This window comes from Pseudomonas sp. LAP_36 (assembly GCF_019456785.1).
Lineage (GTDB): Bacteria > Pseudomonadota > Gammaproteobacteria > Pseudomonadales > Pseudomonadaceae > Aquipseudomonas > Aquipseudomonas tritici.
In genome coordinates this window covers 1-17,332 of the sequence record NZ_JAHZMS010000010.1, presented here as the reverse complement: position 1 = coordinate 17,332, position 17,332 = coordinate 1, and the positions used below count along the sequence as shown (strand labels likewise).

20 protein-coding genes are annotated in these 17,332 nt (G+C 59.5%); 9 read left to right on the top strand and 11 right to left on the bottom strand.

The features are described from left to right. Positions 1 to 67 precede the first annotated feature (67 nt). Positions 68 to 883 carry an SDR family oxidoreductase gene (locus JBO08_RS24575; RefSeq protein ID WP_065873321.1) on the bottom strand — a complete coding sequence of 272 codons (816 nt, stop codon included), beginning with the start codon at positions 881 to 883 and terminating at the stop codon, positions 68 to 70. A gap of 328 nt (positions 884 to 1,211) precedes the next feature. On the opposite strand from JBO08_RS24575, the gene JBO08_RS24570 reads away from it, so the two are divergent. After that, positions 1,212 to 1,364 carry a DUF3309 family protein gene (locus tag JBO08_RS24570; RefSeq protein WP_065873322.1) on the top strand — a complete coding sequence of 51 codons (153 nt, stop codon included), beginning with the start codon at positions 1,212 to 1,214 and terminating at the stop codon, positions 1,362 to 1,364. 68 nt (positions 1,365 to 1,432) lie between these two features. Here JBO08_RS24570 and JBO08_RS24565 read toward each other — a convergent pair whose 3' ends face one another. The 5 genes from JBO08_RS24565 to JBO08_RS24545 form a co-directional block, all read right to left on the bottom strand. Continuing rightward, the gene (locus tag JBO08_RS24565) at positions 1,433 to 3,520 is read right to left on the bottom strand and encodes an LTA synthase family protein (RefSeq protein WP_065873323.1); all 2,088 of its coding nucleotides are present in this window, start codon (positions 3,518 to 3,520) and stop codon (positions 1,433 to 1,435) included. Positions 3,521 to 3,860: 340 nt separating this feature from the next. Continuing rightward, a complete protein-coding gene (locus tag JBO08_RS24560; protein WP_003172956.1) occupies positions 3,861 to 4,052 on the bottom strand; it encodes a PLDc N-terminal domain-containing protein in 192 nt (63 codons plus the stop codon). A 67-nt stretch (positions 4,053 to 4,119) separates the two neighbouring features. Beyond that, entirely contained in the window at positions 4,120 to 4,650 is a 531-nt protein-coding gene (locus tag JBO08_RS24555) for a hypothetical protein (protein ID WP_065873324.1), read from the bottom strand. Positions 4,651 to 4,692: 42 nt separating this feature from the next. Next, positions 4,693 to 5,208, bottom strand: a complete 516-nt coding sequence (locus JBO08_RS24550) for an ankyrin repeat domain-containing protein (protein WP_065873325.1) — start codon at positions 5,206 to 5,208, stop codon at positions 4,693 to 4,695. A gap of 110 nt (positions 5,209 to 5,318) precedes the next feature. Continuing rightward, complete coding sequence (locus JBO08_RS24545; protein WP_065891060.1) at positions 5,319 to 7,145, bottom strand: long-chain-acyl-CoA synthetase; 1,827 nt, start codon at positions 7,143 to 7,145, stop codon at positions 5,319 to 5,321. A 352-nt stretch (positions 7,146 to 7,497) separates the two neighbouring features. On the opposite strand from JBO08_RS24545, the gene JBO08_RS24540 reads away from it, so the two are divergent. Then, complete coding sequence (locus JBO08_RS24540) at positions 7,498 to 7,776, top strand: DUF3509 domain-containing protein (RefSeq protein WP_010208870.1); 279 nt, start codon at positions 7,498 to 7,500, stop codon at positions 7,774 to 7,776. A 59-nt stretch (positions 7,777 to 7,835) separates the two neighbouring features. On the opposite strand, the gene JBO08_RS24535 is transcribed toward JBO08_RS24540, so the two are convergent. The 4 genes from JBO08_RS24535 to aroC all read right to left on the bottom strand — a co-directional run bounded on the left by JBO08_RS24535 (position 7,836) and on the right by aroC (position 11,154). Then, positions 7,836 to 8,105, bottom strand: coding sequence for a response regulator transcription factor (locus JBO08_RS24535; RefSeq protein WP_049712233.1), 270 nt, complete (start codon positions 8,103 to 8,105; stop codon positions 7,836 to 7,838). A gap of 211 nt (positions 8,106 to 8,316) precedes the next feature. Next, the gene (locus JBO08_RS24530) at positions 8,317 to 8,847 is read right to left on the bottom strand and encodes an acireductone dioxygenase (RefSeq protein WP_065873327.1); all 531 of its coding nucleotides are present in this window, start codon (positions 8,845 to 8,847) and stop codon (positions 8,317 to 8,319) included. Next, on the bottom strand, positions 8,844 to 10,007 hold the full coding sequence (locus JBO08_RS24525) for an MFS transporter (RefSeq protein ID WP_065873419.1): 1,164 nt from the start codon (positions 10,005 to 10,007) through the stop codon (positions 8,844 to 8,846). The genes JBO08_RS24530 and JBO08_RS24525 overlap by 4 nt, the downstream gene beginning before the upstream one ends. A 55-nt stretch (positions 10,008 to 10,062) precedes the next feature. After that, a complete protein-coding gene (gene aroC / locus JBO08_RS24520) occupies positions 10,063 to 11,154 on the bottom strand; it encodes a chorismate synthase (protein WP_049712231.1) in 1,092 nt (363 codons plus the stop codon). Positions 11,155 to 11,297: 143 nt separating this feature from the next. Here aroC and JBO08_RS24515 point away from each other — a divergent pair, with 143 nt between their 5' ends. Together JBO08_RS24515 and JBO08_RS24510 are read left to right on the top strand one after the other, a co-directional pair. Beyond that, on the top strand, positions 11,298 to 12,260 hold the full coding sequence (locus tag JBO08_RS24515; RefSeq protein WP_065910856.1) for an alpha/beta hydrolase: 963 nt from the start codon (positions 11,298 to 11,300) through the stop codon (positions 12,258 to 12,260). 99 nt (positions 12,261 to 12,359) lie between these two features. Further along, positions 12,360 to 13,166 carry a hypothetical protein gene (locus JBO08_RS24510; protein WP_065880818.1) on the top strand — a complete coding sequence of 269 codons (807 nt, stop codon included), beginning with the start codon at positions 12,360 to 12,362 and terminating at the stop codon, positions 13,164 to 13,166. Positions 13,167 to 13,238: 72 nt separating this feature from the next. Here JBO08_RS24510 and prmB read toward each other — a convergent pair whose 3' ends face one another. Next, positions 13,239 to 14,147, bottom strand: a complete 909-nt coding sequence (gene prmB / locus JBO08_RS24505) for a 50S ribosomal protein L3 N(5)-glutamine methyltransferase (RefSeq protein WP_049712228.1) — start codon at positions 14,145 to 14,147, stop codon at positions 13,239 to 13,241. 239 nt (positions 14,148 to 14,386) lie between these two features. On the opposite strand from prmB, the gene JBO08_RS24500 reads away from it, so the two are divergent. From JBO08_RS24500 to JBO08_RS24480, 5 genes are all read left to right on the top strand, one after another. Continuing rightward, positions 14,387 to 14,977: a cysteine hydrolase family protein gene (locus JBO08_RS24500; RefSeq protein WP_065880816.1), complete on the top strand. Its 591-nt coding sequence runs from the start codon at positions 14,387 to 14,389 to the stop codon at positions 14,975 to 14,977. A 142-nt stretch (positions 14,978 to 15,119) separates the two neighbouring features. Further along, positions 15,120 to 15,440 carry a hypothetical protein gene (locus JBO08_RS24495; RefSeq protein WP_065873331.1) on the top strand — a complete coding sequence of 107 codons (321 nt, stop codon included), beginning with the start codon at positions 15,120 to 15,122 and terminating at the stop codon, positions 15,438 to 15,440. A 75-nt stretch (positions 15,441 to 15,515) separates the two neighbouring features. Further along, entirely contained in the window at positions 15,516 to 16,073 is a 558-nt protein-coding gene (locus JBO08_RS24490; RefSeq protein WP_220075121.1) for a Smr/MutS family protein, read from the top strand. Positions 16,074 to 16,151: 78 nt separating this feature from the next. Beyond that, positions 16,152 to 16,697 carry a GTP cyclohydrolase I FolE gene (folE, locus tag JBO08_RS24485; protein ID WP_220075120.1) on the top strand — a complete coding sequence of 182 codons (546 nt, stop codon included), beginning with the start codon at positions 16,152 to 16,154 and terminating at the stop codon, positions 16,695 to 16,697. 102 nt (positions 16,698 to 16,799) lie between these two features. Beyond that, a complete protein-coding gene (locus JBO08_RS24480; protein ID WP_065873333.1) occupies positions 16,800 to 17,171 on the top strand; it encodes a glutathione S-transferase N-terminal domain-containing protein in 372 nt (123 codons plus the stop codon). Positions 17,172 to 17,332: the final 161 nt, after the last annotated feature.

Sequence of the window (17,332 nt, the reverse complement as noted above, 5' to 3'; positions counted from 1 at the left end):
ATGCCTTGCGGTGAAATCAGGCACTCCCTACATACGCAGGTAACTTGCCTGACAGACTGCCACCTGATCAGCCTTTAACCGCCTGCGCCTTAGCACGCATCTTGTCGGCCATGGTGGTCATCTCGTCATAGAGCAACTGCGGGTTCTTCTGCTTTAACGCCCACGCCATCCGCCCTTGCTCATGGGGCAGGATCATGAATTCGCCTGCTGCGACGCGCTGATAAATGTAATCGGCAATGTCCGCCGCCGAAATCGGCGAGCTCTCAAGCAGTTTGCCCACTTGCGCCTTCATCGCCGGGGTCGGCCCGCGGAACGAGTCGAGCAGGTTGGTCTGGAAGAACGACGGGCAGACCACGTGCACGCCGACTTCCTGCTGCTTTAGCTCCACCAGCAGACTTTCCGACAGCGCCACCACGCCGGCCTTGGCCACGTTGTAGTTACTCATGGCCGGGCCCTGCATCAATGCCGCCATAGACGCGATGTTGATGATGCGGCCCTTGCTCTTTTCCAGCAGGGGCAGGAACGCCTTGCAGCCCTTGACCACGCCCATCAGGTTGATTGCGATCTGCCAGTCCCAGTCTTCCAGGGACAGTTCGGCGAAGAACCCACCCGACGCCACGCCTGCATTGTTGACGATCACATCGATGCCACCCAGTTTCACCTCGCAAGCCTGGGCAAAAGCGGTGAGCTGGCTGTAATCGCGCACGTCACAGCGTTGCACAAAACCGTCGCCGCCCGCCTCGCGCACGCGCTTGAGGGTGTCCTGCAAGCCCGGCTCGCTGACGTCAGACAAGGCCAATTGCCAACCTTCGCGGGCCCAGCGCAGAGCGATTTCGCGACCCAGGCCGGACCCGGCACCAGTGATCATCATGCGATTTTGCATAGGAGGTAGCCTTGTGGTTCACGGAAGAAGTGACCGGCAGTGTAGCGAAGGTTTTTCCTACACCCACCCACCATCAGAGTGATGAATGCCCCTGGCAAACCGGCAGCTGGGTCGAATATTTGCCTATAGCCTAAGTTCAATATTTTTCAACTAGCAAAGCCAATTTGCGAACGCATTAAAAGAAATAAGCACGTGCGCGAAATGCTTTAAAAAAATACTGAATTTTTCGCAAGGGGCAATAGTCGGAGTTGTTAAGGCGTCCGTAAGTTAGCTGTCGGGCCTACCGTTAAATAACCGGTCTTTGCAGAAAGCCAATAAGGAAAAAACCATGAGCCTCATTCTGATCATTATCCTGATCCTCCTGCTGGTCGGTGGTCTGCCAGTGTTCCCTCACTCACGTAACTGGGGTTACGGCCCGTCGGGTATCCTCGGGGTGGTATTGGTAGTGCTGCTGGTGTTGATGTTGCTCGGCCGGATATAAAGCCCTGGTAGCAAAAAAACAGCAAAAAAAGAGGCCTTGAAAAAGGCCTCTTTTTTATTGCCGGTTAATTAGTCCGGCTTGCCGTCAACCACACCGGCAGTGTTATCCAACAGGCTCTTGGTCGCCGTCTGTAGGAACGACTCAAGTTTCTGCCTCAATGCCCCCTCGTCCGGCGATTCAGGAATCACCTTACCGGTCGGATTGGCGCCCAGCTCATATTCCCAGAGCTTGGGTGGCATTTCCTTCGGCAGCACCAGAATGCGATCGCCGGTAACCAGCGCCACTGTCTGGTCGCTGCCCGACGGTTTGATCACGCCGAAGCCTTTATCGCCTTCCGGCAGGTTCAGCAGGTCGCGCCCCCAACACTGGTGCAGGGTTTCGCCACCCAGGCGGCCCATGATGGTCGGCACGATGTCGATCTGGGTGCCCACGGTGTGGTCACGCTCGCCGAACTTCTCCTGCATGCCCGGTGCGATCATCAGCATTGGCACGTTGAAGCGACCCAGGTCCATTTCGGTGATCTGCTGTTCGTTGCCAAAGCCGTGGTCGCCGACAATCACGAACAAGGTTTCCTTGAAATACGGCTCCTTGCGGGCTTTTTCAAAGAACTGGCCCAAGGCCCAGTCGGAGTAGCGCATCGCCGTCAAATGCTCGTCGAGGCTGCCACGCCCCGTGACCTTCTCGACCGGCAATGGCGTCGGCAAGGCATACGGCGTGTGGTTGGACAAGGTTTGCAGCAAGGCATAGAACGGCTTGCCACCTTCGCGGGCTTTCAGCTCTTCCAGGCCACGGTTGAACATGTCCTGATCGGACACGCCCCACGTTGGGTCGGAGAACACCGGGTCGACGAAGTCGTTGCGACCAATGAAGTTGGTCATGCCCTGGTTGCTGAAGAAGCCCGATTGGTTATCCCAGGCGAAGTCACCGTTGTAGACATACACGTCGTCAAACTTGCGCGCGCTGAGCAACTGCGGCAGGCCTGACAGCTTGTGGCTGCCTTCCGGGGTCTGCATCAGGTACTCGAACGCCGGCAGGTTGGGGAAACACGCCATGGTGGCGAACATTCCCTGGTGAGTGTGCGTGCCGTTGGAGAAGAAGCGGTCGAACAACAGGCCTTCCTTGGACAGTTTGTCGAAGTACGGCGTGATGTTACCCGGACGACCCAGGGCGCCCACCGAGTGACCGGCGAAGCTTTCCATCAGGATCACCACGACGTTCTTGATCGGCAGGGTTTTCTCTGCCGGTGGGGTGAACTCACGGCGCACGGCGGCGGTGTCGGTATCCACCAGTTTTTCCATCGGCAGCACCAGCATGTCGCGCACAGTCTGGGTCGCCAACGGCTGTTCCAGCGTCGCCTTCCAAGTGTTATCACGATGCTCGGAGAACCGTGCCTTGGCCGCGCCGACCAGTGACAACGTGCCATTCAGGCCCAGTTGGTTGGCGAAGTTCGAGTCGGTGGTGTAGACGTCACCCCAACGCAGCGGCGGGCCTTGGCGCAGGGTGCCACGCGCGGCGATTACAGCGACCAACAGGCAGACCACGAACACCGCAATACGCGTGTACCACGGCGCTACTTGGCGGGTGCCGATGCTGCCACCGCTGAACGGCCCGCGTGGGCGCGTTGCACGGTCTGCACCTTTAAAGGCGATGCTCAGGATCAGCGTGCCCACGGCCCAGGCCAGCAGGTAGCGCACCACCGGAAAACCGTACCAGAGCATGCTCATCACGGTTTTCGGGTCTTCTTTCACGTACTGGAACACCAGGCCGTTGAGGCGCTGGTGGAACTCGCGATAGAAGTCCATTTCCATCAGGCCCAGGAACAGCGCGATGCTGGACGCCACAGTCAGCCAGAAACGGAAGAACCCGCGAGCAGCCATCGCCCGTACGCTGAACAGTGCCAACAGCAATGGGATGATCAGGTACACCACCAGGCGCAGGTCCAGGCGCAGGCCGTTGGCGAACGCTTCAAGGAAGGTCGAGGCCGGCGTGTCGAGGATCATCTCGCGGTTGTACACCAGCAGCGCCAGGCGCAGCAGGGAGAACATCACCATCATGACCAGTGCGCAGAGCAGCGTGTATGCCAGATGGGATTTGACGGTCGGTTGCAGCAGGCGATTTGAAGCTCGCTGCTGATTCAGGGCGTCCGGGTTTGCCATGTCGTTTTAGGACCCATTGGAAGTTTAAGTTGCGAAATATTGCTGCGGCATCCTGCCCACGCCCAAGCGTGTAGGAACGGGGGGGTAAGCGCGTTGGCGCAAATGGTGCCCGATGAATGCCATCAACGCTATTGATTACTGAGGAAAAACACTTCTTTGTAGTGCTTTCGCCGGCCGGCGACAGAGCCGTCCTACAAGGAAACAAAGCGAAGGGAATTGTCCGGAAGGCTGTGTGAAAATTCTGTACAGCGAATATTTCGACACAAAAAAATGTGGGAGGGGGCTTGCCCCCCTCCCACATTGACTACGGCCACTCTATGTTGAGTGGGCAGTTTTACCGTCAGATCCGCACGTTGCCACGCGGCCCGGCGATTGCCCAAATGATCAAGCCCAGCACCGGCAACAACAGGATCAGCAAAATCCACAGCACCTTGGCGCCCGTGCTGGCACCGCTTTTGAATACATTGATGATCGCCCAGATATCCAGCGCCAGGATGATCAGCCCGATCAGGCCATTAAAAGTCGAACCCATGGTGTTGCTCCTAAGTGAGGGCATGCCCTTGTAGGATAGTCAGCCCTGGCCGGGGTTCCGTTTTATTTCAGACGTGCACGGCGATCTTCAGCGCTTCCAGGGACGGCTCGCCCTTGATGCCGACTTCGGCGCACAACGCCAGCACACGCGGCAGGTCGTTGCCGTAGACGAGCACGGCCTGGATCTCGTCGTCCAACAGTTGGCTGAAGTTGAGCAACACGTAGCCGCCATCTTCCGGGCTGAGGGCACTCATCTGGATCTGGATGCGGTTCAGTGCAGTCAGGTCTTCGGTCTTGGCCAGTTGCTTGGGCTTGAGGTTGAACGCCACGCCTGGGCCGAACGAAGCGACGATCTGCGCGAACAGGTCGCCGTAGGTGTCGGCCTGGAACAACACGGTGTCCGGCAGGCTGCCGACCACGATCCATTCACCCAAAGGAATCGGGAAGGTATCGTCGTAGTTGATGTCCGGGTTGACCGCCAGAAACGCCGCCGGGTCCGCGTAGGCCTGGGCCGCTTCATCGGCGATACGCGCCACTTCGTCCTCGCCCATGACGCCGGCGCTGATTTTGCTGATGAGTTCGACGAGGGCGGTTTTCATGGGCATGGTCCTGTAGCGGGCTGGTTTTTCAGGGCGCGTAGCCTACACCAGTTTCTGCAACTGCGCCGCCGTATCCACTGCGCCCATGGTCTGCGCCGCCGCCAACGCCGTCGCGCCCTGGGCATCCGTCGCCTTGGGGTTGGCGCCCTGGCCGAGCAGGTAGTCGACCATCTCCACGCGGTTGAACATTGCCGCCATCATCAAGGCGGTACGGCCGTCCGAGGAGGAGGCGTCCACTGGCGCGCCACCTTCGATCAGCGCCTGAACCACCGGCAAGTTGCCCTTGAACGCAGCTCCGGCGATCGGCAACTGGTTCTTGTCATTGGCGATCAGCGGGTCAGCCTTGAACTCCAGCAGGACTTTTACCGCTTCGGCATGGCCGTGGTAGGCCGCGAGCATCAACAGGGTGTCGCCGTTATGGTTACGAAAATTGGCTGGCAAGCCTTTGGCCAGCAGCGCGGCGAGCATGGCGGCGTCGCCTTTGCGGGCGACGTCAAAGACCTGCTCGGCAAATTCGGCGGCTTCATCATCGGTCATTTGTTTGGGTTGATCTGACATGTGGGGCTCCTTGTCCTGATACTGAATAGGCGCCAGTGTCGCGAGGGAGTTCCCACCTGTCATGGCTTTTTTGTCAAAAGGCGCCATAGGCAGAATCAATAACGCTACAGTTAATAACGGAAATGGCCGGCCTGGATCTGCGCCAACAATGGCCCCGTCACCGGGACATAGCAGTCCGAACCCGGCAGCCAGGCGTACACCGGATCATTGCCTGCCTTGTCCGGGTCGAACGCCTCCTCCTTGAGCCGCACCTTCTGGTATTTGAAGGTGCCGGTGGTTTCCATCTTCACCTTGATCCGCAGGAACAACGGCACCGCATAGTGCGGCAACTGGCCGTGGGCGAACTGCAGCAACTCGCGCATATCGAGGGCGGCCAGGGACTCGCTCGGGGTAATGGCGACCATGCCGGCACGGCCGTTGGTGTTTTCGATTTCCACACCATAAGCCACGACCTCGGCGATCTGCGGATGTTGCAGCAGGACATTCTCAACTTCAGTGGTGGAGACGTTTTCGCCCTTCCAGCGATAGGTATCCCCTAGACGGTCGACGAATTGCGCATGGCCAAAGCCAATGCTGCGCACCAGATCGCCGGTGTTGAAGTAGCGGTCGCCCTTCTCGAACACATCGGTGAGGATCACTTTGCGGTTCTTTTCCGGGTCGGTGTAGCCATCATAAGGCGACTTTTCATCGATCCTGGCCAGCAACAATCCCTGTCCGCCTGTCTTCACTTTGTGCAGGAAACCATCGCTGCCGCGTAGCGGCTCACCCGTATCGTGGGTGCAGTCCACCAGCGCCCAGTGCTGCAGGCAAAAGCCGACGGTATTGTCGAAGTTCAAGACGTTGGTGAAGCCGATATTGCCGTCGCTGGCGGCATACAACTCGCACACATGATCGACGCCGTAACGCGCCTTGAAAGGCGCCCACACGCCAGGACGCAGGCCATTGCCGACCATCTTGGTCACGCGGTGATCACGATCGTTTTCGCTGGCTGGCTGGTCGAGCAGGTAACGGCACAACTCACCGACATAACCGAGGGTGGTCGCCTTGAATCTACGCACGTCGTCCCAGAACTGGCTGGCACTGAACTTACGCCGGATGGCAAACCCCGACGCTCCGACAATCGCCGAGCCCCAGCACACGCACAGGCCGGTGGCGTGATAGAGCGGCAGCGTGCAATAGAGGACGTCGTCCGGGCCCATGTCCAAGGCAATGCTGCCGAAGCTGACGGCGGTCTTGGTCCAGCGGCCGTGCTTCATGATGCCGGCCTTGGGCAGGCCCGTGGTGCCGGAGGTGTAGATATAAAAGCAGGGGTCGTTGAAGAAAATCTGCGCGGTGCTCGCCGGGTTAGTCGCCGGGCTCTCGGCGCTGGCAGCGATCAGGTCGATGTAACCGTGCGGCACTGTACTGCCGTGTTGCTCGGCGACATACCAAGTGCGTGTTGCCTCGATCGCCACCTCATTACGCACGACTTCATAGGCGGCCACCAATTCCGCCCCCACCACAATCGCCACGGGGTTCACCAGGTTAAGGCTGTGCACCAGCGCCGCTTGGGTTTGCGCCGTATTGAGCATGGCGCAGATGCCGCCCAGCTTGGCCACCGCCAACACGTTAAGCAGCAGTTCGGGACGGTTTTCGATAAACATCGCGACTACATCACCCTTGCCGATGCCCTGGCCTTGCAGGTGATGGGCAATGCGGTTGGCGCGTTGGTTGGCTTCGGTGTAGCTGAGGACGCGGTCGGCGTACAACAAGGCGGCGCCATCCGGGTTACGCAAGGTGGCTTGTTCAAAGTGCCAGCCCAGGCCGCAGGGTTGCTGCGGGTCTGTGACATTGGCGGCACGCATGCCGCGTACCACGCGTGGTAGCGCACGAACAATGGCAGGCACCTTACGCAACATCATGCCCCAAGTGATCATGTCGTTTCGCGGATGGCTCATGGGAACGTCCTTTTTCTTATTCTTCGTAAACCTTGCAGGAAAGTACGTCAGCGCCTCTTCGGCTGTACACGCAGGATTTGAAAAGTTTTGTATCCCGATGAGCGACCGCGGAAAAATGGAATTTAGCGACGCGCAGGCAGTCTTTAAAACTGATGGGGCCCCTGTTCAGGCCTGATGAACAACGCAAAATGCAGGATGCATGATGGCCATTCATGCAAATTGCACGAAACTGAAATTTCTGAATTTTTACAACTAACTGATTTATAAGGATATTTTTATAAACTAGTAGCTGGCACAATCACTGCACCTATCACTCCATGCTTGCCAACTTGAGCCAACGGAGCTGATAGACATGAGCCTGATCCAAGATAAATTCGCTTCAGTATTCTCCAACTACGACGTCACCACTCAGCCACGTCCTGACGGCGGCATCCTGTTGACCCTGCGCAACAGCGAAGGCAAACAGGTGAAACGCTCGATCTCCTACCAGCAGTTGCACACTGCCGACCAATTGACCTGGGTGATCAGCGCCATTCGCCGCGACCTCGCCGAACAAGCCAGCGACCTGCCGCAGATTTCGATGTTGCAGAGCCAAAACCGCTTTGCCCTGCCGACGTACCATTCGGCTTAAGCCTCAGACAAAGTAAAGGGCCGCGACACTGTTGAGTGTCACGGCCCTTTTTTATGCCTTCAGCAAAGCCCCTGACGGGCGGCTTCATTCATTGCCTGCACGCGGTTGGTCACTTCCAACTTGCCGTAGATATTGCGCAAGTGGAATTTTACCGTGGCTTCTGACGTGGCGCGTATCTTACTGATCTCCCACACAGTCTTGCCTTCCGAGGCCCAGCGCAATATTTCCAATTCTGTCGGGGTCAGCGACTTGCCCGCCAGGTTAATGCGTCGCCTGACAGCATTGGGTACCGAATACGGCGGTAGAAACGATTCCCTCGGGCCTCTCATTGCATTCTCTCCATGTTATTGGTCGACGTCTTATCACCCTTCGGATTCCTCCTATTGACAGGTGACATAAACGCTAATGCCGGAGAGAGTTACATAAGGAATGGTATTAAGGCGCAGGCCCGGAAATAAACAGCAATCCCCTACAGAAGTTTAAGTTTCTTCCCACAGGAACTTCCAACGTACGGGGGTTGAAGTTTCTGATGGGCCGCAATTAATCGTCCAAACCGGGAAAACGCCGGGCAATACCATCACCTGTGAATTCAGGTACCCACCCTTTCTCCGTATTGAACAACCGCAACGCTACGACGTGCGGGTTCTCACCCATGTCAAACCAGTGCGCAATACCGGCGGGAATCACCAGCAGGTCGTTTTTCTCGCAACGCACGGCGTACACGTAGTCGCCAATGTGCAGGGCGAACAGGCCCTGGCCAGCAATGAAAAAACGCCCATCGTCTTCACTGTAGCGGCGCTCGTCCAAAAACTGTGCACGCTGTTCAGACTTTTGCGCGTGATCGCCGGTAACGCGCAGCACCTCTACAGAGCCGTAGCCGAGAGCATCGATCTGCGTCTGATACGCCGCGATCAGTTCAGCATCGCTGGCACCCTGCTCAATCGGGCTCGGCTGCCAGCGCTCAAAGCGCACGCCATGCTCGGCCAGGGTCGCGGCGATGTCATCGAAATGGGTCAAGACCTTGTTCGGAGTGTCCGGTGTAGCGACGGAGTAGACAGCGACGTAGCTCATTGGAGGGTTCCTTGGTTCTGCTCTTGCAATCGAAGACCGATGATAACGGCGGCGGCCAGGGCGGCCACGCTGGCGATGCTGAAGGTCAGGGTCGGCCCCAACAGGTTCCAACTGTAGCCCGAATACAGCGCGCCCAGCGCACCGCCGGTACCGGCGAGGGCGGCATACAGTGCCTGGCCCTGGCCTTGTTGTTTGTCGCCAAAACTGCGCTGCACAAAGGCAATCGCTGCCGCGTGAAAGCTGCCGAAGGTGGCGGCGTGCATCACCTGCGCCAGCAACAGCACCCAGAAAAATTCGGCAAACGAACCCAACAACAACCAGCGCAGCGCCGCCAGCAGGAAACTGGCGAGCAACACCCGGCGTACCGAAAAGCGCGAGAGGATACGGCTCATGGCGAGGAACATCAGCACTTCCGCCACAACACCCAACGCCCACAACAGGCCGATCACACCACGGCTGTAACCCAGGTGTTCGAGGTGCAGGGTGAGAAAGGTGTAGTACGGGCCGTGGCTCATTTGCATCAACGCCACACAGGCGTAAAACGCCAAGACGCCCGGGCTGCGCAATTGTTTCAGGAACCCCTCGCCTGCCAGGCGATTACCCTGGGTCGCGGGCTGCGCGTTCGGCACCCACAGGCTGGCGCCGATGATGCCGGCCATGATCACCACAACCACCACCGGGTAGATGTCCAGGCTCAGCCAGTCGAACAGGCGGCCCATGATGACCACGGTGAGGATAAAACCAATAGAGCCCCAGAGGCGGATCTGGCTGTAGCGCGAGGTTTGTTTGTGCAGGTGTGCGAGGGTGATCACTTCAAACTGCGGCAGCACTGCGTGCCAGAAGAACGCATGCAGCGCCATCACCAGCGCCAGCCAGGCGTAGGTATGACTGACGAAGATCAGCGAAAAACTCGCCAGGGTGCACACCGCGCCAACGCGCACGATGGCCAGGCGCTGGCCGGTATAGTCACCCAGCCAGCCCCACAGGTTGGGCGCCACGCAGCGCATCAGCATGGGGATGGCCACCAGCTCGCCGATGCGCGCGCTGGAGAAGCCAAGGTGATCGAAGTACAACGCGAGGAACGGCGCTGTCGCCCCAAGCAGGGCGAAGTAGAACAGGTAGAAGCTGGAGAGGCGCCAGTATGGGAGAGGGGATGTCATGCAGGGGGCCGCTTCGCGGCCCAGCGCGAGCAAGCTCGCTCACTACAACAAGCTGTCACAGCTGGCCCAGCACCGGGGTGGTTACGTGGACGTCGGCATTTTGACCACGGTTGCGCAGCAGGTGGTCCATCAACACGATGGCCATCATCGCTTCGGCAATCGGCGTGGCGCGGATGCCGACGCAGGGGTCGTGGCGGCCCTTGGTGATCACGTCCACCGGGTTGCCGTGCACATCAATCGAACGGCCCGGTGTGGTGATGCTTGAGGTCGCCTTGAGCGCCAGGTGCGCAACGATCGGCTGGCCGGAGGATATACCGCCGAGGATGCCGCCCGCGTTGTTGCTGAGAAAACCTTGCGGAGTCAGCTCGTCGCGATGCTCGGTGCCGCGCTGGGACACGCACGCGAAGCCGGCGCCGATTTCCACGCCTTTGACGGCGTTGATGCTCATCAGCGCGTGGGCCAGTTCGGCGTCGAGGCGGTCGAAGATCGGTTCGCCCAGGCCCGGTTTAACGCCTTCGGCAACTACGGTGATCTTGGCGCCGACCGAATCCTGGTCGCGGCGCAACTGGTCCATGTAGGCTTCCAGTTCCGGCACCTTGTCCGGGTCGGGGCTGAAGAAAGCGTTGTCTTCCACGCTGTCCCAGGTCTTGAACGGGATTTCAATCGGGCCCAGCTGGCTCATGTAGCCGCGGATCACGATGCCCTGGGTCGCCAGGTATTTCTTGGCAATGGCGCCGGCAGCCACACGCATGGCGGTTTCGCGGGCCGAGCTGCGGCCACCGCCACGGTAGTCGCGTTCGCCGTATTTGTGGTGGTAGGTGTAATCGGCGTGGGCCGGGCGGAACAGGTCCTTGATCGCCGAGTAGTCCTTGGACTTCTGGTCGGTGTTGCGGATCAGCAAGCCGATGGAGCAGCCGGTGGTACGCCCTTCGAACACGCCGGAAAGAATCTCGACTTCGTCGGGCTCCTGGCGCTGGGTGGTGTGGCGGCTGGTGCCGGGTTTGCGACGATCGAGGTCACGCTGCAAGTCTGCCACGGACAGCTCGAGGCCAGGCGGGCAGCCGTCGACAATGGCGACCAACGCCGGGCCATGGCTTTCGCCCGCGGTGGTGACAGTGAACAGCTTGCCGAAGGTATTGCCGGACATGCAGGGCGCTCCGTGAAATCAGTTGAATCAAGTCAACTGTAATAACTTAAGGCCGCCAGTATACGCAGGCCAACCGACTAGTTCATCCTCGAAACCTTACCGGTAGACCTTGGTCCAACCGGCACCTCTCTGATGATGGCGCGATGATGCTGCGAGTTCTACTGTTGACCCTTACCCTGTTTTCCAGTCTTGGCTTTGCCGCCTCCCCCGTTGTGTTGCAACGCCCCATAAGCCTGGACACCGGTAGCGGCGAGCTGTTTGGTTCACTCCTACTGCCCAAATCCGACAAGCCAGTACCCGTGGTGCTGATCATTGCCGGCTCCGGCCCCACCGACCGCAACGGCAACAGTGCCGACGGCGCGCGCAACGACAGCCTCAAGCGCCTGGCCTGGGTGCTGGCGCGGCATAACATCGCCAGCGTGCGCTACGACAAGCGTGGCGTGGCTGCCAGCCTGGCCGCCACGCCGGATGAGCGCAACCTGACCCTGGACGCTTATGTCGCGGACGCCGTGGCCTGGGGCAAACGGCTCAAAGCCGACAAACGCATGGGCCCCCTGATTGTGCTCGGTCACAGTGAAGGCGCCCTGGTAGCAGCCCTCGCCGCGCCGCAACTGGACCCCGCCAGCGTGATCTCCCTGTCCGGCAGCGCACGCCCGGTTGACCAGGTGATCCGCCAACAGTTGGCCGATCACCTGCCGCCTGCCCTGCTGCTGCGCAGCAATCAGATCCTCGATCACCTCAAGGCAGGCCAAATGGATATGGATGTGCCTGGCCCACTGGAAGGCATTTTCCGACCCAGTGTGCAGCCGTATCTGATCAGTCTGTTTCGCGCCGATCCGTCGGCCGCCTTCGCCAAGCTGGGCATGCCAGCGCTGATCATCCAGGGCACCAACGACATCCAAGTCGGTGTGGGCGATGCCCAGCAACTGAAAAAGGCCAAGCCCGACGCCCAGCTTGCGGTGATCGAGGGCATGAACCACGTGATGCGCATCGTGCCCAACGACGTGAAACAGCAATTGGCCTCCTACAACGACCCGCAATTGCCACTTGCCGCTGAGCTGGGCAGTCGCCTGGTGCGTTTTATCGACGGACTTCAACCCCATTAAGCGGCAATTTGCCTCCAGTCTTGGAAAAAACGGCCGATAAGCCCAGGGTCGACAGTAAAAAGACTGTCGGTTTGCTGGGCTTGGACAGGATCGCGCCGCATGACAACCACTGAAGCAACACCGGAACCTACTGCCGAAACCTCGGCTGAAAAAACCGAGGCCGTCGACGCGGCGCCCCTGCCATGGGCGGATGTTCAGGCCGAGCATTTCAAGATGCTGCGCCTGGCCCCCTTGGCCACCGACCGGGCCACGGGCGTGCGACCGTTGCGGTTCGTGCAATTCGGTTACGCCGAGCGCAATGACAAGCACCATAGCCTGCTGCGCATGGTCATCCAACTGCCGGGCCAGCGCGTGCGCCGTGAGCAGAATCACCTGGATATCTGGGTCGACCACGACAAGCACCGCGTGCACTTCGGCCCGGGCAACAGCCTGGAAATCGAACCGGCGAACCGCGGTATCGGCCGCTTCCTGGTCGCCCAAGCCGCCGCGTGGGCGAAGAAGAAGTGGTCGCACTATCGCGTCGACGGCGTGGACCTGTCCAACAAGGACGCATTGAACGAAGCGACACGCCTGCGCCGCGATCACTTCTTGCGCATCCAGGGTTTTGATGTGGCCTACGCCGACGTGCAGCACCTCAAGGGCAATGTGCAGCCGGGCAAGGTCAGCGACGTGCTGGACAGCTGGAACACCGAGAAGGTGCAGTTCGTGGAGATTCTTGAAGCAGCGCAGATGCTGCAACAGGCCGAACAGAACCTGATGGAACAGGAAGTGAAGCTGCGCAAGGAAGAGGAAAAAGTCACCAAGTTCAAGCGTGAGGACAGCGGGTTACGTTTTACCATCACGTGCCTAGTGGCGTTTACGGTGTTTCAGGCGGGGTTGTTGATCTGGATTGCGACGCACCGCTGACAGCCGCTGAAATGCGGTCAAAAATGTGGGAGCTGGCTCCCACATTGACCGCGTTTCTATCTTGCGATTAGGTTAAACGCGGGCGGCAAACACCGCCTGATGTTGGCGGCATTGCTCCGCCGTCAACATAAACACCCCATGCCCACCGCGCTGGAAATCCAGCCAGGCAAAATCCACTTCCGGGTACAACGCTTCGACGTGGACCTGGCTGTTGCCCACTTCAACCATCAGCAACCCCTTCTCGGTCAAGTGGTCCGCCGCCTCGGCCAGCATGCGCCGCACGAGGTTCAAGCCATCATCGCCGCAAGCCAGGCCCAGCTCCGGCTCGTGCTGGTATTCGTCAGGCATGTCGGCAAAGTCTTCGGCATCCACATACGGCGGGTTGGACACGATCAGGTCAAAGCGCTGGCCCGGCAGGCCGTCGAAGCCGTCGCCCTGTACGGTATACACGCGCTCATCGACGCCATGACGCTCGATGTTCTGGTTAGCCACTTCCAGGGCTTCGAAGGACAAGTCCCCCAGCACCACCTCGGCGTCCTGGAACTCGTAGGCACAGGCGATGCCGATGCAGCCGGAGCCGGTGCACAGGTCTAGGATGCGTGCCGGTGGCTGGGCCAGCCAAGGCGCGAAGCGGTTTTCGATCAGCTCGCCGATCGGCGAACGCGGGATCAGCACGCGCTCATCGACGATAAACGACATGCCACAGAACCAAGCCTCGCCAATCAGATAAGGCGTCGGCACGCGTTCGTGGATCCGGCGGTGCAGCAACCGTTGCAGGTGCGCGACTTCCTCTTCTTCCAGGTTGCAATCCAGGTAACTGTCGGCAATTTCCCATGGCAGGTGCAAGGCACCGAGCACCAATTGCCGGGCATCGTCCCAGGCATTGTCGGTGCCATGGCCAAAAAACAGGTCTTCCCCATGAAAACGGCTGACAGCCCAACGGATATGGTCGCGCAAGGTGCGCAGGCGGGAAGTGGTCACGGGGGCAAGCTCCTGGAAAAAACGACTGGCGATTCTAACAGCCTTAGCCCGTACCGACGATGTACGAAAACCTGTCGCCACCCGTCGGAATTCATGCAAATTGCCATCATTGTGTTAAACAAGCCCACCTATTGACATGGCTGCACGTCAACAACGGCGTACCTTACGATCGTAGCGATTCACAGAACCGCTCAGCCAGTGGACAATGTCGCAAAAGCCCCCCTCACAGGAGCCCCAGAATGTCCGTTCCAAAGACGATGTTTCAACTCAGCGGTCGCGGTTACGCCGCAGCGAACCTTGCCCATGCGACTCTCGTGATCATCGACGCCCAGAAGGAATACCTCAGCGGTCCACTCGCCCTCTCGGGCATGGACGCGGCTGTCGAAAACATCAAGCAACTCGTTGCAGCGGCACGCAATGCCGGGCGACCGATCGTGCATGTACGCCATCTGGGCACCGTGGGTGGCCTGTTTGACCCCCAGGGCGAGCGCGGTGAGTTCATTCCCGGCCTCGAGCCTCTTGGCGACGAAACCATCATCGGCAAGCTGCTGCCCAGCGCCTTTCACGGCACGGGCCTGGAAAAACACCTGCAAGACCTCGGCCCCCTGGACTTGATCGTCTGCGGCTTCATGAGCCATTCCAGCGTCAGCACCACCGTGCGTGCCGCCAAGAACCTGGGCTTTCGCTGCACCCTGGTGGAAGACGCCTGCGCCACCCGTGACCTGCCTTACAAAGGCGGCATCCTGAGCGCCGAGCATGTGCAGCAAACTGAAATGGCGATCATGGCCGACAACTTTGCCACTCTCGCGCAGACCAAAGATCTGATCTGATCGACCTTTTGATGAGCGGCGCGACAGTGTTTATTGCCCCGCTCATCCGCAAAGCCTTTTCATTTGGCGCATTTACCCCTCCCCCCGGAACAACCTGTGTATTGTCCGGTCGAAGGGCCGATACCCTGGAGGAAAGGTCGGAATGAAGATATCCGATGGTTTTGATGCTCGTCGCTTGCGCCCCAAGGGCCCGAGCAACTGGCGTCTGCGCCTGGTGGCCGGCATTGCCGCGCTGCTGGCGATTATTGGTGTGCTGTTGGCTGGTGCTGGTGGCGCCGGTCTGTTTGGTCACTCGCCGGCCCTTGGCGAGCTGAATGCCAGCCCTGGCGGTTCGGCGATTCTGTTGGTGATCGGGTTGTTGGTGTTGTGGCTGGGCGTATGGTTATGGCGGCGCAGCCGTCGGAAAATGCGCCAGCCGTTGTCGCTGAACATCGCTTCGCATCTGATGAAAAAGCACGACTGATGGCGCTTGGATAGCGTTTCCTGCGCCCTGGCCGCCGCGATTTAGGTAAACTGCCCGCCCTTCGCGGAGGCCAACATGCACGACGACGACTTTTCCCTGTTCAAAAACGAGCTGCGCGGCGTCAAGCCGATCAAGCACGATCGCGCCGACACCGGCAAACCCAAGGCCGACCGGGCGCAGCTCGCCAAGCTGCGCCAGGCCGCGACCGTGCGCACCGACGCCACCACCGTGGATGGCCTGTCGGACCAGTTCGTGATCGATGTCGGCCCCGAAGACGAGCTGATGTGGGCTCGCGATGGCGTGCAGGAAAGCCAGATGCGCAAGCTCAAGGCCGGCCAGATCCCCTTCGAAGGCAGCCTCGACCAGCACGGCATGACCGTGGAAAAAGCCCGCGAAACCCTCTGGGCCTTCCTGGCCGAAGCGACCAAATTCGAAATCCGCTGCGTGCGCGTTACCCACGGCAAAGCCGTGCGCCTGGACGGCAAGCGGCCAATGATCAAGAGCCACGTCAACACCTGGCTGCGCCAGCACGCCCAGGTGCTCGGCTTTACCTCGTGCCAGGCCCGCCACGGCGGCGCGGGGGCAGTGTATGTGATGCTCAAGCGCACCATGATGGAAGGGCGTGACGAGTAACAAGTGCCCTCGTCAGGCTTGCAGCGATGTGTCCGCCACCGTAACCTTGCGCTTTGCGAAAACCCCACAGGTAGTTTCATGTCCCTGGAACAAAATTACACCGCGATCCTCGGCCAACTCGGCGAGGACATTTCCCGCGAGGGCCTGCTCGACACGCCAAAACGTGCCGCCAAGGCGATGCAGTACCTTTGCCGCGGCTATGAACAGACGCTCGAAGAAGTCACCAATGGTGCCTTGTTCAGCTCCGACAACAGCGAAATGGTGCTGGTCAAGGACATCGAGTTGTACTCGCTGTGCGAACACCACCTGCTGCCGTTTATCGGCAAGGCCCACGTGGCGTATATCCCGAGCGGCAAGGTGCTGGGCCTGTCAAAGGTTGCGCGGATCGTCGACATGTACGCCCGTCGCCTGCAAATCCAGGAGAACCTCAGCCGCCAGATCGCCGATGCCGTGATGCAAGTGACCGGCGCCCTGGGTGTGGCCGTGGTGATTGAAGCCAAGCACATGTGCATGATGATGCGCGGTGTCGAGAAACAGAATTCGTCGATGATCACCTCGGTGATGCTGGGTGAGTTCCGCGAAAACGCGGCCACCCGCAGCGAATTCCTCAGCCTGATCAAGTAACAGGCTGCATACGAAAAAGCCGGCGTTCATCGCCGGTTTTTTTTCGCCTGCCAAATTGAGGTAAGCTGCGGCCCCTTCTGTATCGGGCAAGAGGTTTCAGCCATGTTCGTCAAAGCACTTCGAGTGGGCCTCGGCCACGTCATCATCGCGGGCGACTTTCTTACCCGTCCGCGCAAAAAGCAGCGCCCTGCCGAGCAGCAGGCGTTGGTGAATGCGGCAGCCAAGGAGCTGACGCTCTATCAATTCCATGCCTGCCCGTTCTGCGTGAAGACCCGCCGCACCCTGCACCGCCTGAATGTGCCGGTGGCATTGAAGGATGCGAAGAACAACGAGCAGGACCGCCAGACCCTGCTGGAGCAAGGCGGCAAGATCAAAGTGCCGTGCCTGCGTATCGAAGAAAATGGCCAGACCACCTGGATGTATGACTCCAAGGTGATCATTGATTACCTGGACAAGCGGTTTGCTGCGGTCTGAGAGGGTTACGCCGATCCAAATGTGGGAGCGGGCTTGCTCGCGGATGCGGTGTATCAGTTGCAGATTTGCTGGCTGACACTCCGCATTCGCGAGTAAGCCCGCTTGTGTCTTGAACCAGGCTTAAACTGAAGGTGAGAGCGGTGAGTGACAAGCTGAATGCC